Source organism: Serratia sp. Nf2, assembly GCF_003028435.1.
Taxonomy (GTDB): Bacteria; Pseudomonadota; Gammaproteobacteria; order Enterobacterales; family Enterobacteriaceae; genus Serratia; species Serratia marcescens_L.
This window is the reverse complement of the sequence record NZ_PYTW01000011.1, coordinates 16,105-41,695: the sequence shown is the minus strand read 5'-3', so window position 1 is coordinate 41,695 and position 25,591 is coordinate 16,105. Positions and strand designations below refer to the sequence as shown.

21 protein-coding genes are annotated in these 25,591 nt (G+C 58.1%); 20 read left to right on the top strand and 1 reads right to left on the bottom strand.

From position 1 onward, the window contains the following. Positions 1-50: 50 nt before the first annotated feature. Positions 51-845 (bottom strand): type I methionyl aminopeptidase, encoded by a 795-nt coding sequence (gene map / locus C9411_RS21515; RefSeq protein ID WP_004931936.1) that lies wholly within the window; start codon positions 843-845, stop codon positions 51-53. Positions 846-1,190: 345 nt separating this feature from the next. Here map and rpsB point away from each other — a divergent pair, with 345 nt between their 5' ends. The 20 genes from rpsB (at position 1,191) to cadC (ending at position 25,303) form a co-directional block, all read left to right on the top strand. Then, on the top strand, positions 1,191-1,916 hold the full coding sequence (rpsB, locus tag C9411_RS21510) for a 30S ribosomal protein S2 (protein ID WP_016929891.1): 726 nt from the start codon (positions 1,191-1,193) through the stop codon (positions 1,914-1,916). A gap of 129 nt (positions 1,917-2,045) precedes the next feature. Beyond that, the gene (gene tsf / locus C9411_RS21505; protein WP_107227893.1) at positions 2,046-2,897 is read left to right on the top strand and encodes a translation elongation factor Ts; all 852 of its coding nucleotides are present in this window, start codon (positions 2,046-2,048) and stop codon (positions 2,895-2,897) included. Between the two features lie 148 nt (positions 2,898-3,045). After that, positions 3,046-3,771 (top strand): UMP kinase, encoded by a 726-nt coding sequence (gene pyrH, locus C9411_RS21500; protein WP_004931940.1) that lies wholly within the window; start codon positions 3,046-3,048, stop codon positions 3,769-3,771. Positions 3,772-3,890: 119 nt separating this feature from the next. Further along, a complete protein-coding gene (frr, locus tag C9411_RS21495; protein WP_004931943.1) occupies positions 3,891-4,448 on the top strand; it encodes a ribosome recycling factor in 558 nt (185 codons plus the stop codon). 157 nt (positions 4,449-4,605) lie between these two features. Continuing rightward, a complete protein-coding gene (ispC, locus tag C9411_RS21490) occupies positions 4,606-5,802 on the top strand; it encodes a 1-deoxy-D-xylulose-5-phosphate reductoisomerase (RefSeq protein ID WP_063990763.1) in 1,197 nt (398 codons plus the stop codon). A 277-nt stretch (positions 5,803-6,079) separates the two neighbouring features. Continuing rightward, positions 6,080-6,838, top strand: coding sequence for a (2E,6E)-farnesyl-diphosphate-specific ditrans,polycis-undecaprenyl-diphosphate synthase (gene ispU / locus C9411_RS21485; RefSeq protein WP_063990764.1), 759 nt, complete (start codon positions 6,080-6,082; stop codon positions 6,836-6,838). Positions 6,839-6,847: 9 nt separating this feature from the next. Next, positions 6,848-7,690, top strand: coding sequence for a phosphatidate cytidylyltransferase (gene cdsA / locus C9411_RS21480; protein WP_063990765.1), 843 nt, complete (start codon positions 6,848-6,850; stop codon positions 7,688-7,690). Between the two features lie 27 nt (positions 7,691-7,717). Next, entirely contained in the window at positions 7,718-9,073 is a 1,356-nt protein-coding gene (gene rseP / locus C9411_RS21475) for a sigma E protease regulator RseP (protein ID WP_004931952.1), read from the top strand. A gap of 35 nt (positions 9,074-9,108) precedes the next feature. After that, positions 9,109-11,535, top strand: coding sequence for an outer membrane protein assembly factor BamA (gene bamA / locus C9411_RS21470; protein ID WP_063990766.1), 2,427 nt, complete (start codon positions 9,109-9,111; stop codon positions 11,533-11,535). Positions 11,536-11,691: 156 nt separating this feature from the next. Next, on the top strand, positions 11,692-12,189 hold the full coding sequence (gene skp, locus C9411_RS21465; protein ID WP_025304031.1) for a molecular chaperone Skp: 498 nt from the start codon (positions 11,692-11,694) through the stop codon (positions 12,187-12,189). A gap of 3 nt (positions 12,190-12,192) precedes the next feature. Then, positions 12,193-13,215, top strand: coding sequence for a UDP-3-O-(3-hydroxymyristoyl)glucosamine N-acyltransferase (gene lpxD / locus C9411_RS21460; protein ID WP_025304030.1), 1,023 nt, complete (start codon positions 12,193-12,195; stop codon positions 13,213-13,215). 160 nt (positions 13,216-13,375) lie between these two features. Then, entirely contained in the window at positions 13,376-13,831 is a 456-nt protein-coding gene (fabZ, locus tag C9411_RS21455; RefSeq protein ID WP_004931962.1) for a 3-hydroxyacyl-ACP dehydratase FabZ, read from the top strand. Positions 13,832-13,834: 3 nt separating this feature from the next. Then, complete coding sequence (gene lpxA / locus C9411_RS21450) at positions 13,835-14,623, top strand: acyl-ACP--UDP-N-acetylglucosamine O-acyltransferase (protein ID WP_004931964.1); 789 nt, start codon at positions 13,835-13,837, stop codon at positions 14,621-14,623. A 3-nt stretch (positions 14,624-14,626) separates the two neighbouring features. Further along, on the top strand, positions 14,627-15,775 hold the full coding sequence (gene lpxB, locus C9411_RS21445; RefSeq protein WP_107227892.1) for a lipid-A-disaccharide synthase: 1,149 nt from the start codon (positions 14,627-14,629) through the stop codon (positions 15,773-15,775). Further along, positions 15,772-16,365, top strand: coding sequence for a ribonuclease HII (gene rnhB / locus C9411_RS21440; RefSeq protein WP_063990768.1), 594 nt, complete (start codon positions 15,772-15,774; stop codon positions 16,363-16,365). Before lpxB ends, rnhB begins: the two co-directional genes overlap by 4 nt. A gap of 82 nt (positions 16,366-16,447) precedes the next feature. Beyond that, complete coding sequence (dnaE, locus tag C9411_RS21435) at positions 16,448-19,936, top strand: DNA polymerase III subunit alpha (RefSeq protein ID WP_063990769.1); 3,489 nt, start codon at positions 16,448-16,450, stop codon at positions 19,934-19,936. A gap of 12 nt (positions 19,937-19,948) precedes the next feature. Continuing rightward, positions 19,949-20,908 (top strand): acetyl-CoA carboxylase carboxyl transferase subunit alpha, encoded by a 960-nt coding sequence (gene accA / locus C9411_RS21430; protein WP_107227891.1) that lies wholly within the window; start codon positions 19,949-19,951, stop codon positions 20,906-20,908. Positions 20,909-21,020: 112 nt separating this feature from the next. Further along, a complete protein-coding gene (locus tag C9411_RS21425; RefSeq protein ID WP_107227890.1) occupies positions 21,021-23,165 on the top strand; it encodes a lysine decarboxylase LdcC in 2,145 nt (714 codons plus the stop codon). Positions 23,166-23,270: 105 nt separating this feature from the next. Then, entirely contained in the window at positions 23,271-23,660 is a 390-nt protein-coding gene (locus tag C9411_RS21420) for a VOC family protein (RefSeq protein ID WP_063990771.1), read from the top strand. Positions 23,661-23,749: 89 nt separating this feature from the next. Then, entirely contained in the window at positions 23,750-25,303 is a 1,554-nt protein-coding gene (cadC, locus tag C9411_RS21415; protein ID WP_107227889.1) for a lysine decarboxylation/transport transcriptional activator CadC, read from the top strand. Positions 25,304-25,591 lie beyond the last annotated feature (288 nt).

The window sequence follows — 25,591 nt, the reverse complement described above, 5'->3', positions numbered from 1 at the left end:
CGGCAAAAGCCGGCCTGGTGATATTCTGCACGCGGCGTTCGCCGCGGTGCTTACATCTCGTGCGTAATGATGTTGGGGATGGTGTCATCCTTGCGCAACGTCATTATCTCGCAGCCGTTATCAGTGACCACAATAGTATGCTCATACTGCGCCGACAAGCTGCGATCTTTGGTTTTTACCGTCCAGCCGTCTTTCATGGTGCGGATGCGGTAGTCACCGGCGTTGACCATCGGTTCGATGGTGAAGGCCATGCCCGCCTGCAGCACCACGCCGCCGTCGTCGGCGTCATAGTGCAGCACCTGCGGCTCTTCGTGGAACACTTCGCCGATGCCGTGGCCGCAGTACTCGCGTACCACGGAGAACTTCTCGGCTTCGACGAATTGCTGGATAGCCTTGCCCAGGGTGCGCAGGCGGATGCCCGGCTTGACCATCTTCAGCGCCAGATACAGGCTTTCCTGAGTGACGCGGCACAGGCGCTCGCCCAGAATGGTCGGTTTGCCGACGATGAACATCTTCGAGGTGTCGCCGTGGAAGCCGTCTTTAATCACGGTCACGTCGATATTGACGATGTCGCCGTCTTTCAGCGTTTTATCGTCGCTCGGGATGCCGTGGCACACCACTTCGTTCACCGAGATGCACACGGATTTCGGGAAGCCGTGGTAGCCGAGGCAGGCGGAGATGGCCTGCTGCTCGTTGGTGATGTACTCGTGACAGATACGGTCCAGCTCGCCGGTGGTCACGCCAGGTTTGACGTGCGGCTCGATGATTTCCAGCACTTCGGCGGCCAGGCGGCCGGCCACGCGCATTTTTTGGATGTCATCAGGTGTTTTAATTGAGATTGCCATGAAATTCGTCCGCAGGTGTCGTTATCGTCGACAATAAGAAGCAGTGACTTATGGTATCAGCCCGGCCGGAGGCTGCCAAATTTCATTTCCCGATGCCCGGCGCAAAGCAACAAAAGTTGGTGTCGGCAGCGGGTTTATGGTATAAAGCGCGCCGGCGATCCGCGACTTGGTTCTTGTGACCTGGCAGGAATTGGCCGAAAATACTTTAACTGCACTCATTTTGTGTAAATAACACACACGTATCGGCACATCCGCCGGGGTGCCCTGAGGTGACTTGTCGCCGCCAGGGTCGGCGTTATGGGATACGTGGAGGCATAACCCCAATTAATCTATAGAGGTTTAATCATGGCAACTGTTTCCATGCGCGACATGCTCAAGGCTGGTGTTCACTTCGGTCACCAGACCCGTTACTGGAACCCGAAAATGAAGCCTTTCATCTTCGGCGCTCGTAACAAGGTTCACATCATCAACCTGGAGCAGACCGTACCAATGTTCAACGCCGCTCTGGCTGAACTGAGCAAGATCTCTTCCCGTAAAGGCAAGATCCTGTTCGTTGGTACCAAACGCGCAGCAAGCGAAGCGGTAAAAGACGCTGCGAACAGCTGTGACCAGTTCTTCGTAAACCACCGCTGGTTGGGTGGCATGCTGACTAACTGGAAAACCGTTCGTCAGTCCATCAAGCGTTTGAAAGATCTGGAAATCCAGTCTCAAGACGGCACCCTGGACAAGCTGACCAAGAAAGAAGCGCTGATGCGCACTCGTGAACTGGCCAAGCTGGAAAACTCCCTGGGCGGTATCAAAGATATGGGCGGTCTGCCAGACGCACTGTTCGTTATCGATGCCGATCACGAGCACATCGCGATCAAAGAAGCCAACAACCTGGGTATCCCGGTATTCTCTATCGTTGATACCAACTCCAACCCAGACGGCGTTGACTTCATCATCCCTGGTAACGACGACGCAATCCGTGCAGTAAACCTGTACCTGACTGCCGTTGCTGCCGCTGTGCGTGAAGGTCGTTCTCAAGATCTGGCCGTTCAGGCGGAAGAAGGCTTCGTAGAAGCTGAATAATAAGGCAAGCTCGTCACTGAGCCCTTATTAACCAGGTATTGACATATGTTGGTTAGGGGGGCCTGTAAAGGCCCCCTTTGCTTATCTGAATGAGAACTGTCTCCACGCGAGATAACCGAGGAAAAATAAATGGCTGATATTACCGCTGCCCTGGTAAAAGAACTGCGCGAGCGTACCGGCGCTGGCATGATGGATTGCAAGAAGGCGCTGGTTGAATCCAACGGCGACATCGAACTGGCAATCGAAAACATGCGTAAGTCCGGTGCGATCAAAGCCGCTAAAAAAGCAGGCAACGTAGCTGCTGACGGCGTGATCAAAACCAAGATCGAAGGCAACTACGGCATCATTCTGGAAGTTAACTGCCAGACTGACTTCGTAGCGAAAGACGCCGGTTTCCAGGCGTTCGCCGACAAAGTGCTGGATGCCGCTATGACCGGCAAAATCACTGACGTTGACGTGCTGAAAGCACAGTTCGAAGAAGAGCGCGTAGCGCTGGTGGCAAAAATCGGCGAAAACATCAACATTCGTCGCGTTGCTTCCCTGGAAGGCGAAGTGCTGGGCAGCTACCTGCACGGCGCGCGTATCGGCGTTCTGGTTGCGGCTAAAGGCGCTGACGACGAGCTGGTCAAGCAAATCGCAATGCACATTGCGGCGAGCAAGCCAGAGTTCGTGAAGCCAGAAGACGTGTCTGCTGAAGTGGTAGAAAAAGAGTACCAGGTTCAGCTGGACATCGCCATGCAGTCCGGCAAGCCGAAAGAAATCGCAGAGAAAATGGTTGAAGGCCGCATGAAGAAATTCACCGGCGAAGTGTCTCTGACCGGTCAGCCTTTCGTTATGGATCCGAGCAAATCTGTTGCTCAGGTGCTGAAAGAGCACAACGCTGACGTGACCAACTTCATTCGCTTCGAAGTGGGCGAAGGCATCGAGAAAGTCGAAACCGACTTCGCTGCTGAAGTTGCCGCGATGAGCAAACAGTCTTAATGACTGTCGATGGAACCGCCGTCTGGCGGTTCCATACTATCCAGCCAGAATTACACCGGTGGCAGGCCCTGCAGCGTGATACTCACCTCAGGCGCGTTTCATCGGCTGAAATCCCCAATACTAATACTGCTTCTTAGGACAGAACACCATGGCAACCAATGCAAAACCCGTATATCAGCGTATTCTGCTTAAACTGAGTGGCGAAGCCCTGCAAGGTGCAGAAGGTTTTGGTATCGACGCCAGCGTTTTGGATCGCATGGCTCAGGAAGTGAAAGAGCTGGTCGAACTGGGAATTCAGGTCGGTGTAGTTATTGGCGGCGGGAACCTGTTCCGCGGCGCGGGCCTGGCGCAAGCCGGCATGAACCGCGTAGTGGGCGACCACATGGGAATGCTGGCTACCGTGATGAACGGCCTGGCTATGCGTGATGCACTGCACCGTGCCTATGTGAACGCCCGCCTGATGTCGGCGATCCCGCTGAATGGCGTATGTGACAATTACAGTTGGGCAGAGGCGATCAGCCTGCTGCGCAACAACCGCGTGGTGATCTTCTCCGCCGGTACCGGCAACCCGTTCTTCACCACCGATTCCGCCGCTTGCCTGCGCGGTATCGAGATCGAAGCGGACGTGGTGCTGAAAGCCACCAAAGTGGATGGCGTATACTCCGCCGATCCGGTGAAAAACCCGGATGCGACGCTGTATGAACAATTAACCTATCAGGACGTGCTGGAGCGCGAGCTGAAAGTGATGGATCTGGCGGCGTTTACGCTGGCCCGCGATCACGGTCTGCCGATCCGCGTATTCAACATGAACAAGCCAGGCGCACTGCGCCGCGTGGTGATGGGTGAGAACGAAGGTACGCTGATCAGCAAATAAGGCTGTTCACACCCCTTTTTCGGCGCGCGTGACGCCAGGCGCCGCGCGCTCTCCGAGTACGATTACGGGCTATACTTGAGTATCGCCTGCCAAGTAACCAGCTTCCAAGGGTTTGCAACGTGACTAATGAAATCAGAAAAGATGCTGATTCACGCATGGAAAAAAGCGTAGAAGCATTCAAAAACCAAATCAGCAAGATCCGCACCGGCCGCGCTTCTCCAAGCATTTTGGACGGCATCATGGTGGAATACTACGGCGCCGCTACGCCGCTGCGTCAGCTGGCCAACGTGACCGTGGAAGACTCCCGCACGCTGAAAATCAACGTGTTCGACCGCAGCCTGAGCCAGGCCGTTGAGAAAGCGATCATGAGCTCCGATCTGGGCCTCAACCCGTCTTCCGCCGGTTCTGACATTCGCGTTCCGCTGCCTCCGCTGACCGAAGAGCGTCGTAAGGATCTGATCAAGATCGTGCGCGGCGAAGCCGAGCAGGGCCGCGTTGCGGTGCGTAACGTGCGTCGCGATGCCAACGACAAGGTCAAGGCGCTGCTGAAAGATAAAGAGATCAGCGAAGACGAAGAACGTCGTTCACAAGACGAGATTCAGAAAATGACCGACGCTTACATCAAGCTGGTCGACGCCGCGCTGGCGGAGAAAGAAAAAGAGCTGATGGATTTCTAATCAGCATCGCGCAGAAAGAAAGCGTCGCCTGGGCGGCGCTTTGTTTTTTGTGGCGCAGATCCCGTTTCATCGTACTGAAAGATCATGGACAAGCGGTGTCCAAGGTTCCACACTGGAACACCTCCGATCTCATCAGACAGTTATTCAGAGTGAACTCATGAAGCAACTGACCATTCTTGGCTCGACCGGCTCGGTAGGGACCAGCACCCTGGCCGTGGTCAGGGCGAATCCCGACCGTTTTGCGATCAAAGCGCTGGTGGCCGGCCGCAACGTCGCGGTTATGGCGCAGCAATGCATGGAATTTCGGCCCGCCTTCGCCGCAATGGCGGATGAAAGCGCCGCGCGTGAGCTGCGCGCTGTTCTGGCGGAAAGCGGCGTCGCTACCGAAGTCTTGGCCGGAGAACAAGCGGCCTGCGAGCTGGCCGCTTTGGACGACGTCGATCAGGTGACGGCGGCGATCGTTGGCGCTGCGGGGCTGTTGCCAACGCTGGCGGCGATCCGCGCAGGCAAGCAGGTACTGCTGGCCAACAAAGAGTCGCTGGTCACCTGCGGCCGTCTGTTTATGGATGCGGTGCGGCATAGCCAGGCGCAGTTGCTGCCGCTCGACAGCGAGCACAACGCGATTTTTCAGAGTTTGCCTGAGAGTATTCAGCGTCAGTTGGGATACTCTTCCCTGGACAGTCATGGTGTTTCGCGCATCGTGCTTACCGGCTCCGGCGGCCCGTTCCGCACCACGCCGCTGGAGCAGTTCGCCGCGATGACCCCGGATCAAGCCTGCGCCCACCCGAACTGGTCGATGGGCCGCAAGATCTCGGTGGACTCCGCCACCATGATGAACAAAGGTCTGGAATACATTGAGGCCCGCTGGCTGTTTAACGCCTCGGCCGAGCAAATGGAAGTGATCCTGCATCCGCAGTCGGTGATTCACTCGATGGTGCGTTACGCCGACGGCAGCGTGCTGGCGCAGCTGGGTACGCCGGATATGCGCACGCCGATCGCTCACGCGATGGCGTATCCGCAGCGCGTGAACTCCGGCGTCGAAGCGCTGGACTTCTGCCGCATCGGTTCGCTGACCTTCGCCGAACCGGAGCGCGAGCGTTATCCTTGCCTGTATCTGGCGATCGAAGCGTTCGACGCCGGCCAGGCGGCGACCACCGCGCTGAACGCGGCCAACGAAATCGCCGTGGCGGCATTTTTGCAGCAGCAGATTCGCTTCACCGACATCGCGGCGGTCAACCGCCAGGTGGTGGAACGTCTCGCGCTGCAGGAACCGACCTGCATCGAAGCGGTCTTAGACATTGACCGCCAGGCGCGCGCCGCCGCCGAGGAGCGCGTTCGCGCGTTGCGCGGTTGAGCACGGCGATTATCCGATTTTGCTCGTAATTCACGCGTGCCGCAGCGGGGCCGTTTGTTCATGCCCCGCTGAGGTGGTATAGTCTGCGCCACCTGTCAGCGGTTATACCGTTGAATTATGGCCCGATTGGCGCTGTATGCGCCAATGGCGACCCGGCTGCGCCGGGTATCGCGAGGGCAGGCTGAAAGCCGTGTCGGGCACACGGCTTTTTTTGCGCGTAAGGGCCTGATGTTCCGGAAAGGCAGTTATATTTCTACTGAGGAAATAAGTACGAGTTATGTCGTCCGCAAACCAACAAGAGGCTAATCCATCTTCCCCGGGGCCGCGCCATGTCGCCATCATCATGGACGGTAACGGACGCTGGGCCAAACGTCAGGGCAAGTTACGTGTCTTCGGTCATAAAGCAGGGGTGAAATCGGTTCGCCGCGCGGTCAGTTTTGCCGCCAGCCACCATTTAGATGCGCTCACGCTTTATGCCTTCAGCAGCGAAAACTGGAACCGTCCGGTGCAGGAAGTCTCCGCCCTGATGGAGCTTTTTGTCCGTGCTCTGGATAGTGAAGTAAAAAGCCTGCATAAACATAACGTCAGGCTGCGGGTGATCGGCGATATCAGCCGCTTCAGCGCGCGTTTGCAGGAGCGGATCCGCCGCTCTGAAGCACTGACGGAAAATAACGATGGCCTGACGCTCAATATCGCTGCCAACTACGGTGGCCGTTGGGATATCATTCAGGGAGTAAAGGAACTGGCCGAACAGGTACGGGTAGGGGAGTTGCACCCGGATCAGATCAGCGAGGAATTATTGAGCGAGCGGGTTTGCATGAGCGACCTGGCGCCGGTGGATCTGGTTATCCGCACCGGTGGCGAGCATCGCATCAGTAACTTCCTGCTGTGGCAAATCGCCTATGCTGAACTTTACTTTACTGATGTGCTCTGGCCTGATTTCGATGAACTTGTCTTTGAAGGTGCGCTGAATGCATTTGCACAACGTGAGCGCCGCTTCGGGGGAACAACACCTATCGGCGCCGATGCGTCCTAGGGAGAACTTTTGCTGAAGTATCGCCTCATAACTGCTCTGATTTTAATCCCGATCGTTATCGCGGCGCTGTTCCTGTTGCCGCCGCTGGCCTTTGCTCTGGTAACGCTCGTCGTGTGCATGTTAGCAGCCTGGGAGTGGGGCCAACTGGCCGGTTTTACCTCCCGTTCGCAGCGCATCTGGCTGGCGATACTGTGCGGTTTTCTGCTGGCGCTGATGATGCTCAGCGTCCCTGCTTACCATCAATCCGTGCCGCAGATAAGCGGCTCGCTGTGGCTGTCGCTGGCCTGGTGGCTGGCGGCGCTGCTGCTGGTGTTGTTCTATCCCGGCTCGGCCGCCATCTGGCGCAATTCGCGCCCGCTGCGCCTGCTGTTCGGTCTGCTGACCATCGTGCCGTTCTTCTGGGGCATGCTGGCGCTGCGCCAGTTCGGCTACGAGCAAAACCCGTTTACCGGCGCCTGGTGGCTGCTGTACGTGATGCTGCTGGTGTGGGGCGCGGATTCCGGCGCCTACATGTTCGGCAAGCTGTTCGGCAAGCATAAGCTGGCGCCAAAGGTCTCGCCGGGTAAAACCTGGGAAGGGCTGATTGGCGGGCTGCTGACGTCGGCGGTCATTTCCTGGCTGTTCGGTCGCTACGCGCCACTGAACGTGGTGCCGACCACGCTGTTGGCCTGTTCTGTGCTCGCCGCGCTGGCTTCGGTGCTGGGCGATTTGACCGAAAGCATGTTTAAACGCGAAGCGGGCATCAAGGACAGCGGTCATTTGATCCCCGGTCACGGCGGCATATTGGATCGTATCGACAGCCTGACCGCGGCGGTGCCGGTGTTTGCCTGCCTGATGCTGTTGGTGTTTTAATCCGTCGATGACGGAAAGTGAGGGATGATGGTCAGCGTGCTTTGGAACCTGGTGGCGTTTCTGATTGCGCTCGGTATTTTGATTACCGTGCACGAGTTCGGACACTTTTGGGTTGCCCGTCGTTGCGGCGTGCGCGTTGAACGCTTCTCCATCGGCTTTGGCCGGGCGCTGTGGCGCCGTACCGATCGCCAGGGCACCGAGTACGTCATCGCTTTGATTCCGCTCGGCGGCTACGTGAAGATGCTGGACGAGCGCGTGGAGTCGGTGGCGCCGGAAATGCGTCACCAGGCCTTCAACAACAAAACCGTCTGGCAGCGCGCGGCCATCATCAGCGCCGGCCCCATCGCCAATTTCCTGTTTGCTATCCTTGCCTATTGGCTGGTGTTCATCATCGGTGTGCCGAGTTTCCGCCCGGTGATCGGCGAAATCGCGCCGCAATCCATCGCCGCCAAGGCTGAAATTTCGTCTGGCATGGAACTAAAGTCGGTTGACGGCATCGAAACGCCTGATTGGGAATCAGTTCGTCTGGCGCTGGTGGCGAAGATTGGCGATGCGCAAACCGAAGTCGGCGTCGCGCCGTTCGGTTCTTCGCAGGTGGTGACAAAAACCCTGGATTTGCGCCAGTGGAACTTTGAACCGGACAAGCAGGATCCCGTTGTCGCGCTGGGCATTATGCCGCGCGGCCCGCAGATAGAATCCGTGTTGGCGGAAGTGCAGCCTAACTCGGCGGCGCAAAAGGCGGGTTTACAAGCGGGGGACAGGATCGTTAAAGTCGATGGTCAGCCGTTGGGTCGTTGGCAGACGCTGGTGAAGCGTATCCACGATGGCCCGGGGCAGCCGCTGGCTTTGGAGATTGAAAGAAACGGCGCCCCCTTGTCTTTGACGCTGATACCGGATACAAAGCCGGTGGGAAAAGACAAATCGGTGGGTTTTGCAGGCATCATTCCAAAAGTGCTGCCGCTGCCGGACGAGTATAAGACGATTCGCCAGTATGGACCGTTCCCGGCGCTGTATCAGGCCGGCGACAAGACCTGGCAGCTGATGCGGCTGACGGTCAACATGCTGGGCAAATTAATAACCGGTGATGTAAAGCTGAACAACCTGAGTGGCCCGATCTCGATTGCACAGGGAGCTGGGGCGTCAGCCGGAGTCGGGTTCGTGTATTATCTGATGTTCCTGGCGTTGATTAGCGTCAACCTGGGTATCATCAACCTGTTCCCATTACCGGTGTTAGATGGTGGGCATCTCCTCTTCCTGGCGATAGAAAAGCTGAAGGGTGGGCCGGTTTCCGAGCGAGTACAGGACTACAGCTACCGCATAGGTTCTATCGTGCTGGTGTTGTTGATGGGTCTTGCACTTTTCAATGATTTTTCCCGCCTCTAGGGGCGGGGATAGGTTAGGAAGAACGCATAACAACGATGGCGATGAAAAAGTTGCTCATAGCGTCGCTGCTGTTTGGCAGCGCCACCGTATACGGTGCAGACGGGTTCGTAGTGAAAGATATTCATTTCGAAGGCCTGCAGCGAGTCGCCGTCGGTGCGGCGTTACTCAACATGCCGGTTCGCGTCGGCGATACCGTCACTGACGATGACATCAGTAATACCATTCGTGCCTTGTTTGCCACCGGCAACTTCGAGGACGTGCGCGTACTGCGCGATGGTAATACCTTGATCGTGCAGGTGAAGGAACGTCCTACCATCGCCAGCATCACTTTCTCCGGCAATAAGTCGGTGAAAGATGACATGCTCAAGCAGAACCTGGAAGCCTCCGGCGTCCGGGTGGGCGAGGCGCTCGACCGCACCACGATCTCCAGCATTGAAAAAGGGCTGGAAGACTTCTACTACAGCGTCGGTAAATACAGCGCCTCGGTGAAAGCCGTAGTCACGCCGTTGCCACGCAACCGTGTCGACCTGAAACTGGTGTTCACGGAAGGGGTCTCCGCCAAGATTCAACAAATCAACATCGTCGGCAACCATGCCTTCACCAACGACGAACTGATCTCGCGCTTCCAACTGCGTGACGAAGTGCCGTGGTGGAACCTGGTCGGCGATCGCAAATACCAGAAGCAGAAACTGGCGGGCGATCTCGAAACCCTGCGCAGCTTCTATCTGGATCGCGGCTATGCCCGCTTCAATATCGATTCTACTCAGGTGAGCCTGACGCCGGATAAAAAAGGCATCTACATCACCATCAACATCACCGAAGGCGATCAGTACAAGCTTTCCGATGTTGTCGTGAACGGCAACCTGGCCGGCCACTCGGCGGAAGTCGCTCAGATCACCAAAATCGAACCGGGCGAGCTGTACAACGGCAGCAAGGTGACCAAAATGGAAGACAACATCAAAACGATGTTGGGCCGTTATGGTTACGCCTACCCGCGCGTCGGCACTCAGCCTGAGATCAACGATGCGGATAAAACCGTCAAGCTGCACGTCAACGTTGACGCGGGCAACCGCTTCTACGTGCGTCGCATCAAGTTCGAAGGCAACGACACCAGCAAAGATTCCGTACTGCGTCGTGAAATGCGCCAGATGGAAGGCGCCTGGCTCGGCAACGAGCAGGTCGAGCAGGGCAAAGAGCGTCTGAACCGTCTGGGCTACTTCGAAACGGTTGACGTGGAAACCCAGCGCGTGCCGGGCACCGCCGATCAGGTCGACGTGACCTACAAGGTGAAAGAGCGCAACACCGGTACCTTCAACTTCGGCGTCGGTTACGGCACCGAGAGCGGCGTCAGCTTCCAGGCGGGCGTGCAGCAGGATAACTGGTTGGGTACCGGCTACTCGGTCGGCATCAGCGGCACCAAGAACGACTACCAGACCTATACCGAACTGTCGGTCACCAACCCGTACTTCACCGTTGACGGTGTGAGCCTGGGCGGCCGCATCTTCTACAACGACTTTAAGGCGGATGACGCGGATCTGTCGGACTATACCAACAAGAGTTACGGTATCGACGGCACGCTGGGCTTCCCGATCAACGAGAACAACTCGTTGCGTACCGGTCTGGGCTACGTCCACAACGGCCTGTCGAACATGCAGCCGCAGATCGCCATGTGGCGTTACCTCGACTCGATGGGCGTGGATGCGAACAAGACCGACCGCGCCAGCTACTCGACGGACGACTTTACGCTGAACCTGGGTTGGACCTACAACAACCTGGACCGCGGCTACTTCCCGACGTCGGGTAACCGCACCACGTTGAACGGCAAGGTCACCATTCCGGGCTCGGACAACGAATACTACAAGGTGACGCTGGACAGCGTACAATATGTGCCGATCAACGACGATCGCACCTGGGTGCTGTTGGGCCGTGGCCGTCTGGGTTACGCGGATGGATTGGGCGGCAAGGAAATGCCGTTCTACGAGAACTTCTACGCCGGTGGTTCGAGCACCGTGCGCGGCTTCCAGTCAAACACCATTGGTCCGAAGGCGGTGTACTACAACTCCAACTCGTACCAGTGCCAGTTCAACGCCGGCAGCACGACCGATCGTCAGAGCATCTGTAGCTCGGATGACGCGGTGGGCGGTAACGCCATGGCGGTCGCCAGCCTGGAGCTGATCACCCCGACGCCGTTCATCAGCGAGAAATACGCCAACTCGGTGCGGACGTCGCTGTTCATCGATGCCGGTACCGTGTGGGATACCAAGTGGAAAAATACCAACGAAACGCTGATGTACGGTGTGCCGGACTACAGCAAGGCCAGTAATATTCGTTCTTCCGCCGGTATCGCGCTGCAGTGGATGTCGCCGCTGGGGCCGTTGGTGTTCTCTTACGCCAACCCGATCAAGAAATACGAAGGCGACAAATCCGAACAGTTCCAGTTTAACATCGGTAAGACCTGGTAACGGGCCTCGCCTCTGGGCATAAAAGTTATTAAGAATCGCAATGGCCAGGCGACCACCGGCAGAGGGAGATGATTCTCATTGTTTGGTGGGATAAGTCTGGCAAATTGTGTACTTCAGTGTCATATGACACAAATGGGTGATGGTAAGGAGTTTATAGTGAAAAAGTGGTTGTGTGCCGCAGGCCTCGGTTTAGCAATGGCTGCTTCAGCTGGTGTTCAGGCAGCAGATAAGATCGCTGTCGTTAACGTCTCCAGCATTTTCCAACAGCTGCCGGCCCGCGAAACGGTCGCTAAACAGCTGGAAAACGAGTTTAAAGGCCGTGCAAGCGAACTCCAGAATATGGAACGTAGCTTGCAGACCAAAATGCAACGTCTGCAGCGTGACGGCGCTACCATGAAAGCCAGCGATCGCAGCAAGTTGGAAAAAGACGTGATGGCGCAGCGCGAGCAGTTCTCTCAGAAAGCCCAGGCTTTCGAGCAGGACAACCGTCGTCGCCAGATGGAAGAGCGTAACAAGATCCTGAGCCGTATTCAGGACGCGGTGAAATCTGTCGCCAGCAAAGGCGGTTATGACGTGGTGATCGACGCCAACGCCGTTGCCTATGCAGACTCTTCCAAAGATATCACTGCTGACGTGCTGAAACAGGTTAAATAACACATGCTTTCAATTCGACTGGCTGATTTAGCGCAGCAGTTGGATGCACAATTGCACGGTGATGGCGATCTCGTCATCACCGGCATTGCTTCTATGCATTCGGCACAGCCTGGCCAAATCACGTTTTTGTCAAACAGCCGCTATCAAGAGCAGCTGTCTTCCTGCCAGGCAAGCGCCGTGGTGCTTACCGAAGCGGATTTACCACACTGCCGTGCTGCGGCGCTGGTGGTTAAGAACCCTTACCTGACCTACGCGCGCATGGCGCAGCTGATGGACACCACGCCGTCGCCGGCCCAGGATATCGCGCCAAGCGCGGTGATCTCGCCTGAAGCGCAGCTGGGGCAGAACGTCGCCATTGGGGCGAACGCGGTGATCGAGTCGGGTGCGGTGCTGGGCGATAACGTGGTTATCGGCCCGGGCTGCTTCATCGGCAAACACGCACGCATCGGCGCGGGAACGCGTCTGTGGGCGAACGTCACGATTTATCATGCGGTTGAAATCGGCCAGCGCTGCCTGATCCAGTCCGGCACCGTGATCGGCGCGGACGGTTTCGGCTATGCGAACGAGCGCGGCGAGTGGATCAAAATCCCTCAATTGGGCACGGTGATTATCGGCGATCGCGTCGAAATCGGCGCTTGCACCACCATCGACCGCGGCGCTTTGGATAACACCCAAATCGGGAATGGTGTTATCATCGACAACCAATGCCAGATTGCACATAACGTCGTGATTGGCGACAATACCGCCGTCGCCGGCGGTGTGATCATGGCCGGCAGCCTGAAAATCGGCCGCTACTGCCAGATTGGCGGTGCCAGCGTGATCAACGGTCACATGGAAATTGCCGACAAGGTTGTTGTTACCGGAATGGGAATGGTTATGCGACCAATCACCGAACCTGGGGTATACTCTTCGGGCATTCCGTTGCAGCCTAACAAGGTTTGGCGTAAAACCGCTGCGTTGGTGATGAATATCGATGAGATCAGCAAACGCTTGAAAGCTGTCGAACGTAAAGTCGGAAAAGACTAATCATTGCCGCCCGCCCTGGCGGGTACAAAACGAAACGCGTTGGTCGTGAGACCAAAAGCGCAAAGAGATGTTAATTTGCGGCCTGCATGATGATCTCCTTTTGGGGTCAGCGCAGGCCGTGTTGTTGATGCCATCAGTTTTTAGAGACAGGAAGAGTATTTTGACTACTGACACTCATACTCTGGATATTGCAGAAATTTTGGATCTGCTTCCTCACCGTTACCCGTTCTTGCTGGTCGACCGCGTCCTCGAGTTTGAAGAGCACAAATATCTGCGTGCGGTGAAGAACGTATCGGTGAACGAACCGTTTTTCCAGGGCCACTTCCCTGGCAAACCGATTTTCCCAGGCGTATTGATCCTGGAAGCCATGGCGCAGGCCACCGGTATCCTGGCGTTTAAAAGCGTCGGCAAACTGGAGCCGGGCGAGCTGTATTACTTCGCCGGTATCGACGAAGCACGCTTCAAGCGCCCTGTGGTGCCAGGCGATCAGATGGTCATGGAAGTCACCTTCGAGAAAACTCGCCGCGGCCTGACTCGCTTCAAAGGCGTGGCGACCGTTGACGGTAAAATTGTCTGCGAAGCAACCATGATGTGTGCCCGCAGCCGGGAGGCTTAATCCGTGATTGACCAAACCGCCTTTATCCATCCTAGCGCGATAGTCGAAGAAGGCGCCGTGATCGGCGCCAACGTGCATATCGGCCCTTTCTGCTACGTCGGCTCCCAGGTGGAAATCGGCGCCGGCACGGTGCTGAAATCCCACGTGGTGGTGAACGGCATTACCAAGATTGGCTGCGATAACCAGATTTATCAGTTCGCCTCCATCGGTGAAGTGAACCAGGATCTGAAATACGCGGGCGAACCGACGCGCGTTGAAGTGGGCGATCGCAATCGCATCCGCGAAAGCGTCACCATCCACCGCGGTACCGCGCAGGGCACCGGCCTGACCAAAGTGGGCAACGACAACCTGCTGATGGTCAACGTGCACGTCGCCCACGACTGCGTGGTCGGCAACGCTTGCGTGCTGGCCAACAACGCCACGCTGGCGGGGCATGTGGAAATCGACGATCACGCCATCATCGGCGGCATGACGGCGATCCACCAGTTCTGCATTATCGGTGCGCATGTGATGGTAGGCGGTTGTTCCGGTGTCGCTCAGGACGTGCCTCCATTCGTCATCGCTCAGGGCAACCACGCGACGCCGTTTGGCGTCAACGCGGTCGGCCTGAAGCGCCGCGGTTTTGACAAGGATGAAATGCAGGCGATCCGCAATGCCTACAAAATCCTGTATCGCAGCGAAAAAACGCTGGATGAAGCGAAGGCGGAAATCGAAGCCCTGGCCAAAGAGCAACCGGTGGTGCAGCAGTATCTCGATTTCTTCACCCGTTCCACCCGCGGCATCATTCGCTGAGTTATGTCGAATCGTCCATTGACTATCGGGTTGGTCGCCGGGGAAACCTCCGGTGACATTCTCGGCGCCGGTTTGATCCGCGCGCTCAAGGCGCAGATCCCCGACGCGCGTTTCGTTGGCGTCGCCGGCCCGCTGATGCAGGCCGAAGGCTGCGAAGCCTGGTACGAAATGGAAGAGCTGGCGGTCATGGGCGTGGTGGAAGTGCTCGAGCGCTTGCCACGCCTGTTGAAGATCCGCAAGGATCTCACTCGCCGCTTCGGCGAGCTGCGGCCGGACGTGTTTGTCGGCATCGATGCGCCGGACTTCAACATCACGCTGGAAGGCCGCCTCAAGCAGCGCGGCATCCGCACCATCCACTATGTCAGCCCTTCCGTGTGGGCCTGGCGGCAAAAGCGCGTTTTCAAAATTGGCAAAGCCACCGATCTGGTGCTGGCCTTTCTCCCTTTCGAAAAAGCGTTTTACGATCGCTTCAACGTACCTTGCCGGTTTATCGGCCACACCATGGCGGACGCCATGCCGCTGCAGCCCGATCGGCTGGCGGCGCGCGCTCAGCTTGGCATCGCTCCGCAGGCGCGCTGTTTGGCCTTGCTGCCGGGCAGCCGCGGCGCCGAAGTCGAGATGCTGAGCGCCGACTTCCTCAAAACCGCGCAGTTGCTGCGCACCCGTTATCCTGAGCTGGAAGTGGTGGTGCCGCTGGTCAACGCCAAACGGCGCGAGCAGTTTGAGCGCATCAAGGCGGAAGTCGCGCCGGATCTGACCGTACACCTGCTGAACGGTCAGGGGCGCGAGGCGATGATCGCCAGCGACGCGGCTCTGCTGGCGTCCGGCACGGCGGCGCTGGAGTGCATGCTGGCCAAGTGCCCGATGGTGGTGGGCTATCGCATGAAGCCGTTCACTTTCTGGCTGGCGCAGAAGCTGGTGAAAACGCCTTACGTTTCGCTGCCGAACCTGCTGGCGGGGCGTGAGATCGTTACCGAGCTGCTGCAGCATGACTGCGTGCCGGACAAACTGGCCGCCGCCGTGATGCCGCTGCTGGAAGAGAGCTCGGAAACCGAAGCGCTGAAACAAACTTTTCTTACCTTGCACCAAAGCATCCGTTGCGGTGCGGACGAACAGGCCGCTCAGGCTGTGTTGGAGCTGGCGAAAGCATGATTGAACCCTTTATCTATCCCGCTGCCACGCTGATTGCCGGTGTGGACGAAGTGGGCCGCGGCCCGTTGGTCGGCGCGGTGGTCACCGCCGCCGTGATCCTCGATCCGGCGCAGCCGATCGTCGGGCTGGCGGATTCCAAGAAACTCAGTGAAAAACGCCGTCTGGCGCTGTATGACGAAATCGTCGCCAAGGCGTTCTCCTGGAGCCTGGGGCGCGCCGAACCGGCGGAAATCGACCAACTGAACATTTTGCACGCCACCATGCTGGCGATGCAGCGTGCGGTGGCCGGGTTGCATATCGCGCCAGACATGGTTTTAATCGACGGTAATCGTTGCCCGAAGCTGCCGATGCGTTCGCAGGCGGTGGTGAAAGGCGACAGCCGCGTGGCGGAGATCAGCGCGGCGTCCATTCTGGCGAAGGTCACGCGCGATCGCGAAATGGCCGAGCTGGACAGCGAGTTCCCGGACTACGGTTTCGCGCAGCATAAAGGCTACCCGACCGCCCTCCACCTGGAGCGGCTGGCCGCGCTGGGCGCCACCGAGCACCACCGCCGCAGCTTCGCGCCGGTGAAAAGGGCGCTGGCGCTGTAGTCTGCGGGCCTGGTTGACCAGGCCCGACGAGAGCATTAACCCGGGTTCAGCTTGCTGAGCCCCTTCAATCAGGTATCTGGAGATGGCCGAACCTCGTTTTATTCACCTGCGCGTCCACAGTGACTACTCCATGATTGATGGATTGGCCAAGACGGCGCCGTTGGTGAAAAGAGCCGCCGCGTTAGCCATGCCTGCTCTGGCAATCACCGATTTCACCAACCTGTGCGGGTTGGTGAAGTTCTACGGCAGCGCGCACGGCGCCGGGATCAAACCGATCATCGGCGCGGATTTCCATGTGCAAAGCGAAGAGCTGGGCGACGAGCTGGCCCAGTTGACGGTGCTGGCCAGCAACAACGAAGGCTACCAGAACCTGACGCTGCTGATTTCCCGCGCCTATCAGCGTGGCTACGGGGCCGCCGGCCCGACCATCGATCGCGACTGGCTGATTGAACATCGTGAAGGGCTGATTCTGCTCTCCGGCGCGCGTCAGGGCGACGTCGGCAAGTTTCTGCTGCGCGGCAACCAGGCGCAGGTGGATCAGTGCCTGGACTTCTACCAGCAGCACTTCCCGGACTGTTACTACCTGGAACTGATTCGCACCGGCCGCCCGGACGAAGAGAACTACCTGCATGCGGCGGTGGCGCTGGCCACTGAGCGCGGTTTGCCGGTGGTGGCCACCAACGACGTGCGCTTCCTGGTGGAAGACGACTTCGACGCCCATGAAATTCGCGTCGCTATTCACGACGGCTTTACGCTGGACGATCCCAAGCGGCCGCGCAACTACAGCCCGCAACAATACATGCGCAGCGAAGACGAGATGTGCGAGCTGTTCGCCGACATCCCGGAAGCGCTGCTGAACAGCGTCGAGATTGCCAAGCGCTGCAACGTCACCATTCGCCTCGGCGAATACTTCCTGCCGCAGTTCCCGACTGGCGATATGAGCACCGAGGACTTCCTGGTACTCAAATCGAAAGAGGGGCTGGAAGAGCGTCTCGAGTTCCTGTTCCCCGATCCTGAAGTGCGCGCGCAGCGCCGCCCGGAATACGACGAGCGTCTGGACGTCGAGCTGAAGGTGATCAACCAGATGGGGTTCCCTGGCTACTTCCTGATCGTGATGGAGTTTATCCAGTGGTCGAAGGACAACAACGTGCCGGTTGGCCCGGGGCGCGGCTCCGGTGCCGGTTCGCTGGTGGCCTATGCGTTGAAAATCACCGACCTCGATCCGCTGGAGTTCGACCTGCTGTTCGAACGCTTCCTGAACCCGGAACGTGTTTCGATGCCCGACTTCGACGTCGATTTCTGCATGGAGAAGCGCGACCAGGTAATTGAGCACGTGGCGGAGATGTACGGCCGCGAAGCGGTATCGCAGATCATCACCTTCGGGACCATGGCGGCGAAAGCGGTTATCCGCGACGTAGGCCGGGTGTTGGGGCACCCGTATGGCTTTGTCGATCGTATCTCAAAACTGGTGCCGCCGGATCCGGGCATGACGCTGGAGAAAGCCTTCGCCGCCGAACCGCAGCTGCCGGAAATTTACGAGGCCGACGAAGAGGTCAAGGCGCTGATCGACATGGCGCGCAAGCTGGAAGGGGTGACGCGCAACGCCGGTAAACACGCCGGGGGCGTGGTAATCGCGCCGACCAAGATCACCGACTTCGCGCCGCTGTACTGCGACGCCGAAGGGCACCATCCGGTGACCCAGTTCGACAAGAACGACGTGGAATACGCCGGGCTGGTGAAGTTCGACTTCCTCGGTCTGCGCACCCTGACCATCATCGACTGGGCGCTGGAGATGATCAACGCCCGGCGTGCGAAGACCGGGCTGGAGCCGATCGACATCGCCGCCATTCCGCTCGACGACAAGAAAAGCTTCGATATGCTGCAGCGCTCGGAAACCACGGCGGTGTTCCAGCTTGAATCGCGCGGCATGAAAGACCTGATCAAACGTCTGAAGCCCGACTGCTTCGAAGACATGATCGCACTGGTGGCGCTGTTCCGTCCGGGGCCGCTGCAGTCGGGCATGGTGGATAACTTCATCGACCGCAAGCACGGCCGCGAAGAGATCTCCTACCCGGATATCCAGTGGCAGCACGAGTCGCTCAAACCGGTGCTGGAACCGACCTACGGCATCATCCTGTATCAGGAACAGGTGATGCAGATTGCCCAGGTGCTGGCCGGCTACACCCTGGGCGGCGCGGATATGCTGCGTCGTGCAATGGGTAAAAAGAACCCGGTCGAAATGGCCAAGCAGCGCGGCGGCTTTGAAGACGGCGCGAAATCGCGCGGCATCGACGGCGAACTGTCGGTGAAAATCTTCGACCTGGTGGAGAAATTCGCCGGTTACGGCTTCAACAAATCGCACTCTGCCGCCTATGCGCTGGTCTCTTACCAGACGCTGTGGCTGAAGGCGCACTACCCGGCCGAGTTTATGGCGGCGGTGATGACCGCCGATATGGACAACACCGACAAAGTGGTGGGGCTGGTGGACGAATGCTGGCGCATGGGGCTGAAGATCCTGCCGCCGGACATCAACAGCGGCCTGTATCACTTCCACGTCAACGACGACGGCGAGATCGTTTACGGCATCGGCGCCATCAAGGGCGTGGGGGAAGGGCCGATCGAAGCCATCATCGAGGCGCGCAACAGCGGCGAACAGGGTTACTTCAAAGACCTGTTCGATCTCTGCGCACGCTCTGACATCAAGAAATTGAACCGCCGCATTCTGGAAAAACTGATCATGTCCGGGGCGTTCGATCGCCTCGGGCCGCACCGCGCCGCGTTGATGAATTCGCTCGGCGACGCGTTGAAAGCGGCGGATCAGCATGCCAAAGCCGAAGCGATCGGCCAGGTGGACATGTTCGGCGTGCTGGCGGAAGCGCCGGAGCAGGTAGAGCAATCCTACGCCAACGTCCCCCCGTGGCAGGAGCAGGTGGTGCTGGACGGTGAGCGGGAGACGCTGGGGTTATATCTGACCGGCCACCCGATCACCCAGTACCTGAAGGAGATCGAACGTTACGCCGGTGGCCAGCGTTTGAAAGACATGCACCCGACGGACCGGGGCAAAATGACCACCGCCGTCGGGTTGGTGGTCGCCGCGCGGGTGATGGTGACCAAGCGCGGCAACCGCATCGGCATCTGTACATTGGATGACCGTTCGGGTCGCCTGGAAGTGATGTTATTCACCGAAGCGTTAGAAAAATACCAGCATTTGTTGGAAAAAGACCGTATCCTTATCGCCAGTGGACAGGTCAGCTTTGATGACTTTAGCGGTGGGCTTAAAATGATGGCCCGCGAGGTAATGGACATCAGTGAAGCCCGGGAAAAATACGCTCGCGGGCTTGCTATCTCGCTGACTGACAGGCAAATTGATGACCAGCTTTTGAACCGTCTCCGCCAGTCGTTGGAACCCCATCGATCGGGGACGATTCCAGTGCATCTCTACTATCAACGGGAAGATGCGCGAGCCAAGCTGCGTTTTGGCGCAACCTGGCGCGTGACGCCCACCGACCGCTTGTTGATCGACTTGCGGACGTTGGTAGGCAATGAGCAGGTGGACTTGGAATTTGACTAAAATAGGAATGCTATGAGTCTGAATTTTCTTGATTTTGAACAGCCGATTGCAGAGCTGGAAGCGAAAATTGACTCGCTGACTGCAGTCAGCCGTCAAGACGAAAAATTAGATATTAATCTGGACGAAGAGGTTCAGCGCCTGCGTGAAAAGAGCGTTGAGCTGACGCGCAAGATTTTTGCCGATCTTGGGGCCTGGCAGATTGCCCAATTGGCACGCCACCCGCGCCGTCCTTATACCCTGGATTATATCAAACACATCTTTACCGACTTCGAAGAGTTGGCGGGCGATCGCGCTTACGCCGACGACAAAGCGATCGTCGGCGGCATTGCGCGCCTGGATGGCCGCCCGGTGATGATCATCGGGCACCAGAAAGGCCGTGAAACCAAAGAGAAGATCCGCCGCAACTTCGGCATGCCGGCGCCGGAAGGCTACCGCAAGGCGCTGCGCCTGATGGAAATGGCCGCCCGCTTCAAGATGCCGCTTATCACCTTTATCGATACCCCGGGCGCTTATCCGGGCGTGGGCGCGGAAGAGCGCGGCCAGTCCGAAGCCATCGCGCGCAACCTGCGTGAGATGTCGCGTCTGAACATCCCGGTCATCTGCACCGTCATCGGCGAAGGCGGCTCCGGCGGCGCGCTGGCGATCGGCGTGGGCGATAAGGTGAACATGCTGCAGTACACCACCTACTCGGTGATTTCGCCGGAAGGCTGTGCCTCCATCCTGTGGAAGAGCGCCGACAAGGCGCCGCTGGCCGCAGAAGCGATGGGCATTACCGCGCCGCGTTTGAAAGAGCTGAAGCTGATCGATTCGGTGATCCCGGAGCCGCTGGGTTCCGCGCACCGCGACGTGCCGGCGATGGCAGCCGCGCTGAAAGCGCAGCTGCTGGCCGATCTGAAAGATCTGGACGGTCTGAACGACGAAGAGTTGCTCAACCGTCGCTACCAGCGTCTGATGAACTACGGCTACTGCTGAGTTCTGTGCTTCGCTGCAAGAAACCGCCTCCGGGCGGTTTTTTTTTTGGCTACACACCGCCGGATTTTCGTGGTGTTATAGAGACTTGGCCGTTAACTGACAGGAGCTGCCGATGAATATCATCGCCATCATGGGCCCGACGGGCGTCTACTACAAAGATGAGCCGATCCGCGAGCTCCACGCTGCGCTGGCCGCCATGGGATTCCAGCTGGTGTACCCCAAAAACAGCGGTGACCTGCTGAAGCTGGTCGAAGCCAATGCCCGCATTTGCGGGGTGATCTTCGACTGGGACGACTACAGCCTGGAGCTGTGCAGCGAGATCAACGACCTGAACGAATACCTGCCGCTGTACGCCTTTATCAATACTCACTCCACTTTCGACGTCAGCCTGCATGAAATGCGCATGGTGCTCTATTTCTTCGAGTATGGCCTGAATGCGGCGGACGATATCGCGCAGCGCATCCAGCAATACACTGCGGAATACATCGACACCATTACGCCGCCGCTGACCAAGGCACTGTTCAACTATGTGCGCGAAGGGAAGTACACCTTCTGCACGCCGGGCCATATGGCCGGCACCGCGTTCCAAAAAAGCCCGGTGGGCTGCCTGTTCTATGACTTCTTCGGCGCCAATACCCTGAAGGCCGACATCTCGATTTCGGTCACCGAGCTCGGTTCGCTGCTGGATCACACCGGGCCGCACCTGGAGGCCGAAGAGTATATCGCGCGCACCTTCAACGCCGAGCAGAGCTATCTGGTCACCAACGGTACCTCCACTGCCAACAAGATCGTCGGCATGTATTCGGCGCCGGCCGGCAGCACGGTGCTGATCGACCGCAACTGCCACAAATCGCTGTGTCACCTGCTGATGATGAGCGATATTGTGCCGATCTATCTGCGCCCGCTGCGCAACGCCTACGGCATCCTCGGCGGCATTCCGCAGCGCGAGTTTACCCGCGAAAGCATCGCCGCCCGGGTGCAGGAGACCCCGAACGCCACCTGGCCGGTGCATGCGGTGATCACCAATTCCACCTATGACGGCCTGCTGTACAACACCGACTACATCAAGCAGACGCTGGAGGTGCCGTCGATCCACTTCGACTCCGCCTGGGTGCCTTACACCAACTTCCATCCGATTTACGACGGCAAAAGCGGCATGAGCGGCGAGCGGGTGCCCGGTAAGGTGATTTACGAAACCCAATCGACGCACAAGCTGCTGGCGGCCTTCTCGCAGGCTTCGATGATTCATATCAAGGGCGATTACGACGAGAGCACCTTCAACGAAGCCTACATGATGCACACCACCACTTCGCCGCACTACGGCATCGTGGCGTCGATGGAAACCGCCGCCGCCATGCTGCGCGGCAATCCGGGGCGCCGCTTGATCAACCGCTCGGTGGAGCGCGCGCTGCATTTTCGCCGTGAAGTGCAGCGGCTGCGCGAGGAGAGCGACAGTTGGTTCTTCGACATTTGGCAGCCGGAAGAGATCGATGAGGCGCAATGCTGGCCATTGGATCCGGACGACAACTGGCACGGTTTCGGCCAGACCGATCGCGATCACATGTACCTCGATCCGATCAAGGTGACGATCCTGACGCCGGGCATGAACGAGCTGGGCGCGCTGGAGGAGGAGGGGATCCCGGCGGCGCTGGTGGCGAAATACCTCGACGAGCGCGGCATCGTGGTGGAGAAGACCGGGCCGTACAACCTGCTGTTCCTGTTTAGTATCGGCATCGATAAAACCAAGGCGATGAGCCTGCTGCGCGGCCTGACCGACTTCAAGCGCGCCTACGATCTCAACCTGCGGGTGAAGAACATGCTGCCGGATCTGTACGCCGAGGATCCGGATTTCTATCGCAACATGCGCATTCAGGATCTGGCCGCCGGCATTCATCGCCTGATCTGCCAGCATGATCTGCCGCGCCTGATGCAGCGGGCGTTCGACGTGCTGCCGGAAATGAAGCTGACGCCGCACCAGATGTTCCAGGAGCAGGTGCGCGGCAACGTGGAAACCTGCGAGCTGGATCAGCTGGTGGGCAAGGTGGCGGCCAATATGATCCTGCCGTATCCGCCGGGCGTGCCGCTGGTGATGCCGGGGGAAATGATCACCGAAGAGAGCCGTGCGGTGCTCGATTTTCTGCTGATGCTGTGCTCGATCGGCGAGCGCTATCCCGGTTTTGAAACCGACATCCACGGCGCCAAGCTGACGGAAGAGGGGCGCTATCTGGTGAAGGTGTTGAAAGCCCCGCAGCCGTAATGCATAACACGCCCGGCGGTTTGGAAAGATATGCCGGGCGTTCTCATTGACGTTATCGCCGCCGCCGGATACCTTGCCTCATCAGACCGAACAGGAGCGGCCGTCATGCTGGCGTTACATCAGGTACACCATATCGCGATCATTGGCGCGGACTACGCCGCCAGTAAGCATTTTTACTGCGACATTCTCGGATTTACCCTGCTGAGCGAAGTCTACCGCGAGGAGCGCGGCTCCTGGAAAGCGGATCTGGCGCTCAACGGGCAATACACTATCGAGCTGTTTTCTTTCCCTTCGCCGCCGGCCCGCGTCAGCCGCCCGGAGGCCTGCGGCCTGCGCCATCTGGCGTTCAGCGTCGACGACATCGAACAGGCCATCGCCCATCTGCAGGCGGCCGGCGTCGCCTGCGAACCGGTACGCGTCGATCCTTACACCCAATCCCGTTTTACCTTTTTCAGCGATCCCGATGGTTTACCGTTAGAATTATACGAGAGTTAACGGCTTAATCGCCTCCCGGCGGCCACAGCCGGGGGCGGTTATGCTATGATCGCGCCCTTGCCCTACATGCCTACAGAGTTATTTCCGCCATGCAAGAGCCTGCTTTTCGCGTCGGGGAGTGGCTGGTTACCCCTGCCGACAACACCATCAGCCGCGACGGACGCCAAAAAACGCTGGAACCGCGCCTGATCGACATGCTGTGCTATTTCGCCCGCCATCCCGACGTGGTGCTGAGCCGCGACGAGCTGATCGACAACGTCTGGAAGCGCAATATCGTCACCAACCATGTGGTGACCCAATGTATTTCAGAGCTGCGCAAATACCTGAAAGACGGTGACAGCGACAGCCCGGAATACATTATCACCGTGCCCAAGCGTGGGTATAAGCTGGCGACGTCGGTGATCTGGTGTGAAGAGGGGGAGACGCAACCCGCTCCCGCACAGGCGCCGCAGATCGCGGTGATCATGCATGAACCGGAAGACGGCAGTGACGACGACGAGACGCCGTACGTGCCGCCGCGCCGGGCAAGTGCGCCGGTTGCCGCGCCTGACGAAAAGAAGCCGCGTTTTTATCGCCGCTCGACCTTCTGGGTTTGGCTGGCGTTTCTGGCGGCGCTCAGCGTCTGCGTGGCGTTTGTCGGCATCGCCACGCTGTCGCAGCGCGTGCCGGTATCCACCATGCCGGTGCTGCTCAACCCGCGCGACATCGATATCCGCATCCAGGGCGGCGAGAGCTGCAGCAACTGGATGCCGCAGCTCTCTTATGTGGTAGGCGTCAGCGAGCTGATCACCGATTCGTTGAACACCTATTCGACCTTCCTGGTGCACGATCAGACCAACTACAACTATTCCGGCCCCAGCAACTCGGGCAAGTCGCTGTATATCGAGTTCGTCAATCAGCGCCACTACCGTGCCCAGCAGTGTTTCCTGTCCGTGCGGCTGGTGGATAACGCCGACAGCTCAGTCATGCTCGACAAGCGTTACTTCATTACCGCCGATAACCAGCTGAAGATCCAGACCGATTTCCTCTCCAGCCTGTCCGCTGCGCTGAAGCAGCCCTGGCCGCCACAGCTGGAGCAGCGTCTGGCGCAGCTGCTGCCCGACAACGGGCCGTTGCTGCAGCGTTTCTACCAGGCGCATCAATTGCTGATCCACGGCGACGCCGATTCGTTGACCCGCGCCAGCGCCCAGCTGAGCGAGCTGATTAAAAGCGCGCCGAACTTCCACTACTTACTGGCGGAAAAAGCGTTGGTGGACCTGCTGCGTAATTCTTATCAACCGTTCGACAGCCAGGCCTTGACGCAATTGCGCGCCGATATCCGCCATCTGGCGACGATCCCGGAATTGAAAAACACACCAATCATGCAGCAAGTTCTGACGGTGGATGCATTGACGCAGGGGCGCATTGACGAGGCGCACCGGGCTATCGATCTGGGGATTGAGTTGCAAATGTCGTGGCTGAATTATGTGCTGCTGGGCAAGGTGTATGAAATGCAGGGGCAGAACCATTTGGCGGCGGATTCTTATATTACCGCATTTAATCTTCGCCCCGGCGAAGACACATTGCATTGGATCACCAATGGCGTATTCCAGACGTCATTGACCAACGTGGTGCCTTATTTAAATAACTATCAGCGCCAATAATTAATCGAGACCATGCCGCCATTATTCTACCGGGATCATGGCGGCGTTATTTATTGGTGAAGGTATGTTGCATGAATGTATTATTTTGCTGCGCGATATTATTTCTTTTTTGCCGTTTGTTATTCGTTTTTAACTTTTCCATCTCGTTGTTTTAAAATGATGTTTATCTTTTCTTTAGCTTACCTTTTTATCTTGACGTGTTAATGAAAAACCTCAGGTTATCATTTGTATGATCATGAGCGTAATCTCACTTTATCTTTAGGACTTTATTCCCCCCGATGGTTAGCA

Excerpts from the sequence above, each read along its gene's own strand:
- map (WP_004931936.1), bottom strand. The coding sequence starts at position 845 with ATGGCAATCTCAATTAAAACACCTGATGACATCCAAAAAATGCGCGTG.
- rpsB (WP_016929891.1), top strand. The coding sequence starts at position 1,191 with ATGGCAACTGTTTCCATGCGCGACATGCTCAAGGCTGGTGTTCACTTC.
- tsf (WP_107227893.1), top strand. The coding sequence starts at position 2,046 with ATGGCTGATATTACCGCTGCCCTGGTAAAAGAACTGCGCGAGCGTACC.
- pyrH (WP_004931940.1), top strand. The coding sequence starts at position 3,046 with ATGGCAACCAATGCAAAACCCGTATATCAGCGTATTCTGCTTAAACTG.
- ispC (WP_063990763.1), top strand. The coding sequence starts at position 4,606 with ATGAAGCAACTGACCATTCTTGGCTCGACCGGCTCGGTAGGGACCAGC.
- ispU (WP_063990764.1), top strand. The coding sequence starts at position 6,080 with ATGTCGTCCGCAAACCAACAAGAGGCTAATCCATCTTCCCCGGGGCCG.
- rseP (WP_004931952.1), top strand. The coding sequence starts at position 7,718 with ATGGTCAGCGTGCTTTGGAACCTGGTGGCGTTTCTGATTGCGCTCGGT.
- bamA (WP_063990766.1), top strand. The coding sequence starts at position 9,109 with ATGGCGATGAAAAAGTTGCTCATAGCGTCGCTGCTGTTTGGCAGCGCC.
- lpxD (WP_025304030.1), top strand. The coding sequence starts at position 12,193 with ATGCTTTCAATTCGACTGGCTGATTTAGCGCAGCAGTTGGATGCACAA.
- lpxB (WP_107227892.1), top strand. The coding sequence starts at position 14,627 with ATGTCGAATCGTCCATTGACTATCGGGTTGGTCGCCGGGGAAACCTCC.
- rnhB (WP_063990768.1), top strand. The coding sequence starts at position 15,772 with ATGATTGAACCCTTTATCTATCCCGCTGCCACGCTGATTGCCGGTGTG.
- dnaE (WP_063990769.1), top strand. The coding sequence starts at position 16,448 with ATGGCCGAACCTCGTTTTATTCACCTGCGCGTCCACAGTGACTACTCC.
- accA (WP_107227891.1), top strand. The coding sequence starts at position 19,949 with ATGAGTCTGAATTTTCTTGATTTTGAACAGCCGATTGCAGAGCTGGAA.
- C9411_RS21425 (WP_107227890.1), top strand. The coding sequence starts at position 21,021 with ATGAATATCATCGCCATCATGGGCCCGACGGGCGTCTACTACAAAGAT.
- C9411_RS21420 (WP_063990771.1), top strand. The coding sequence starts at position 23,271 with ATGCTGGCGTTACATCAGGTACACCATATCGCGATCATTGGCGCGGAC.
- cadC (WP_107227889.1), top strand. The coding sequence starts at position 23,750 with ATGCAAGAGCCTGCTTTTCGCGTCGGGGAGTGGCTGGTTACCCCTGCC.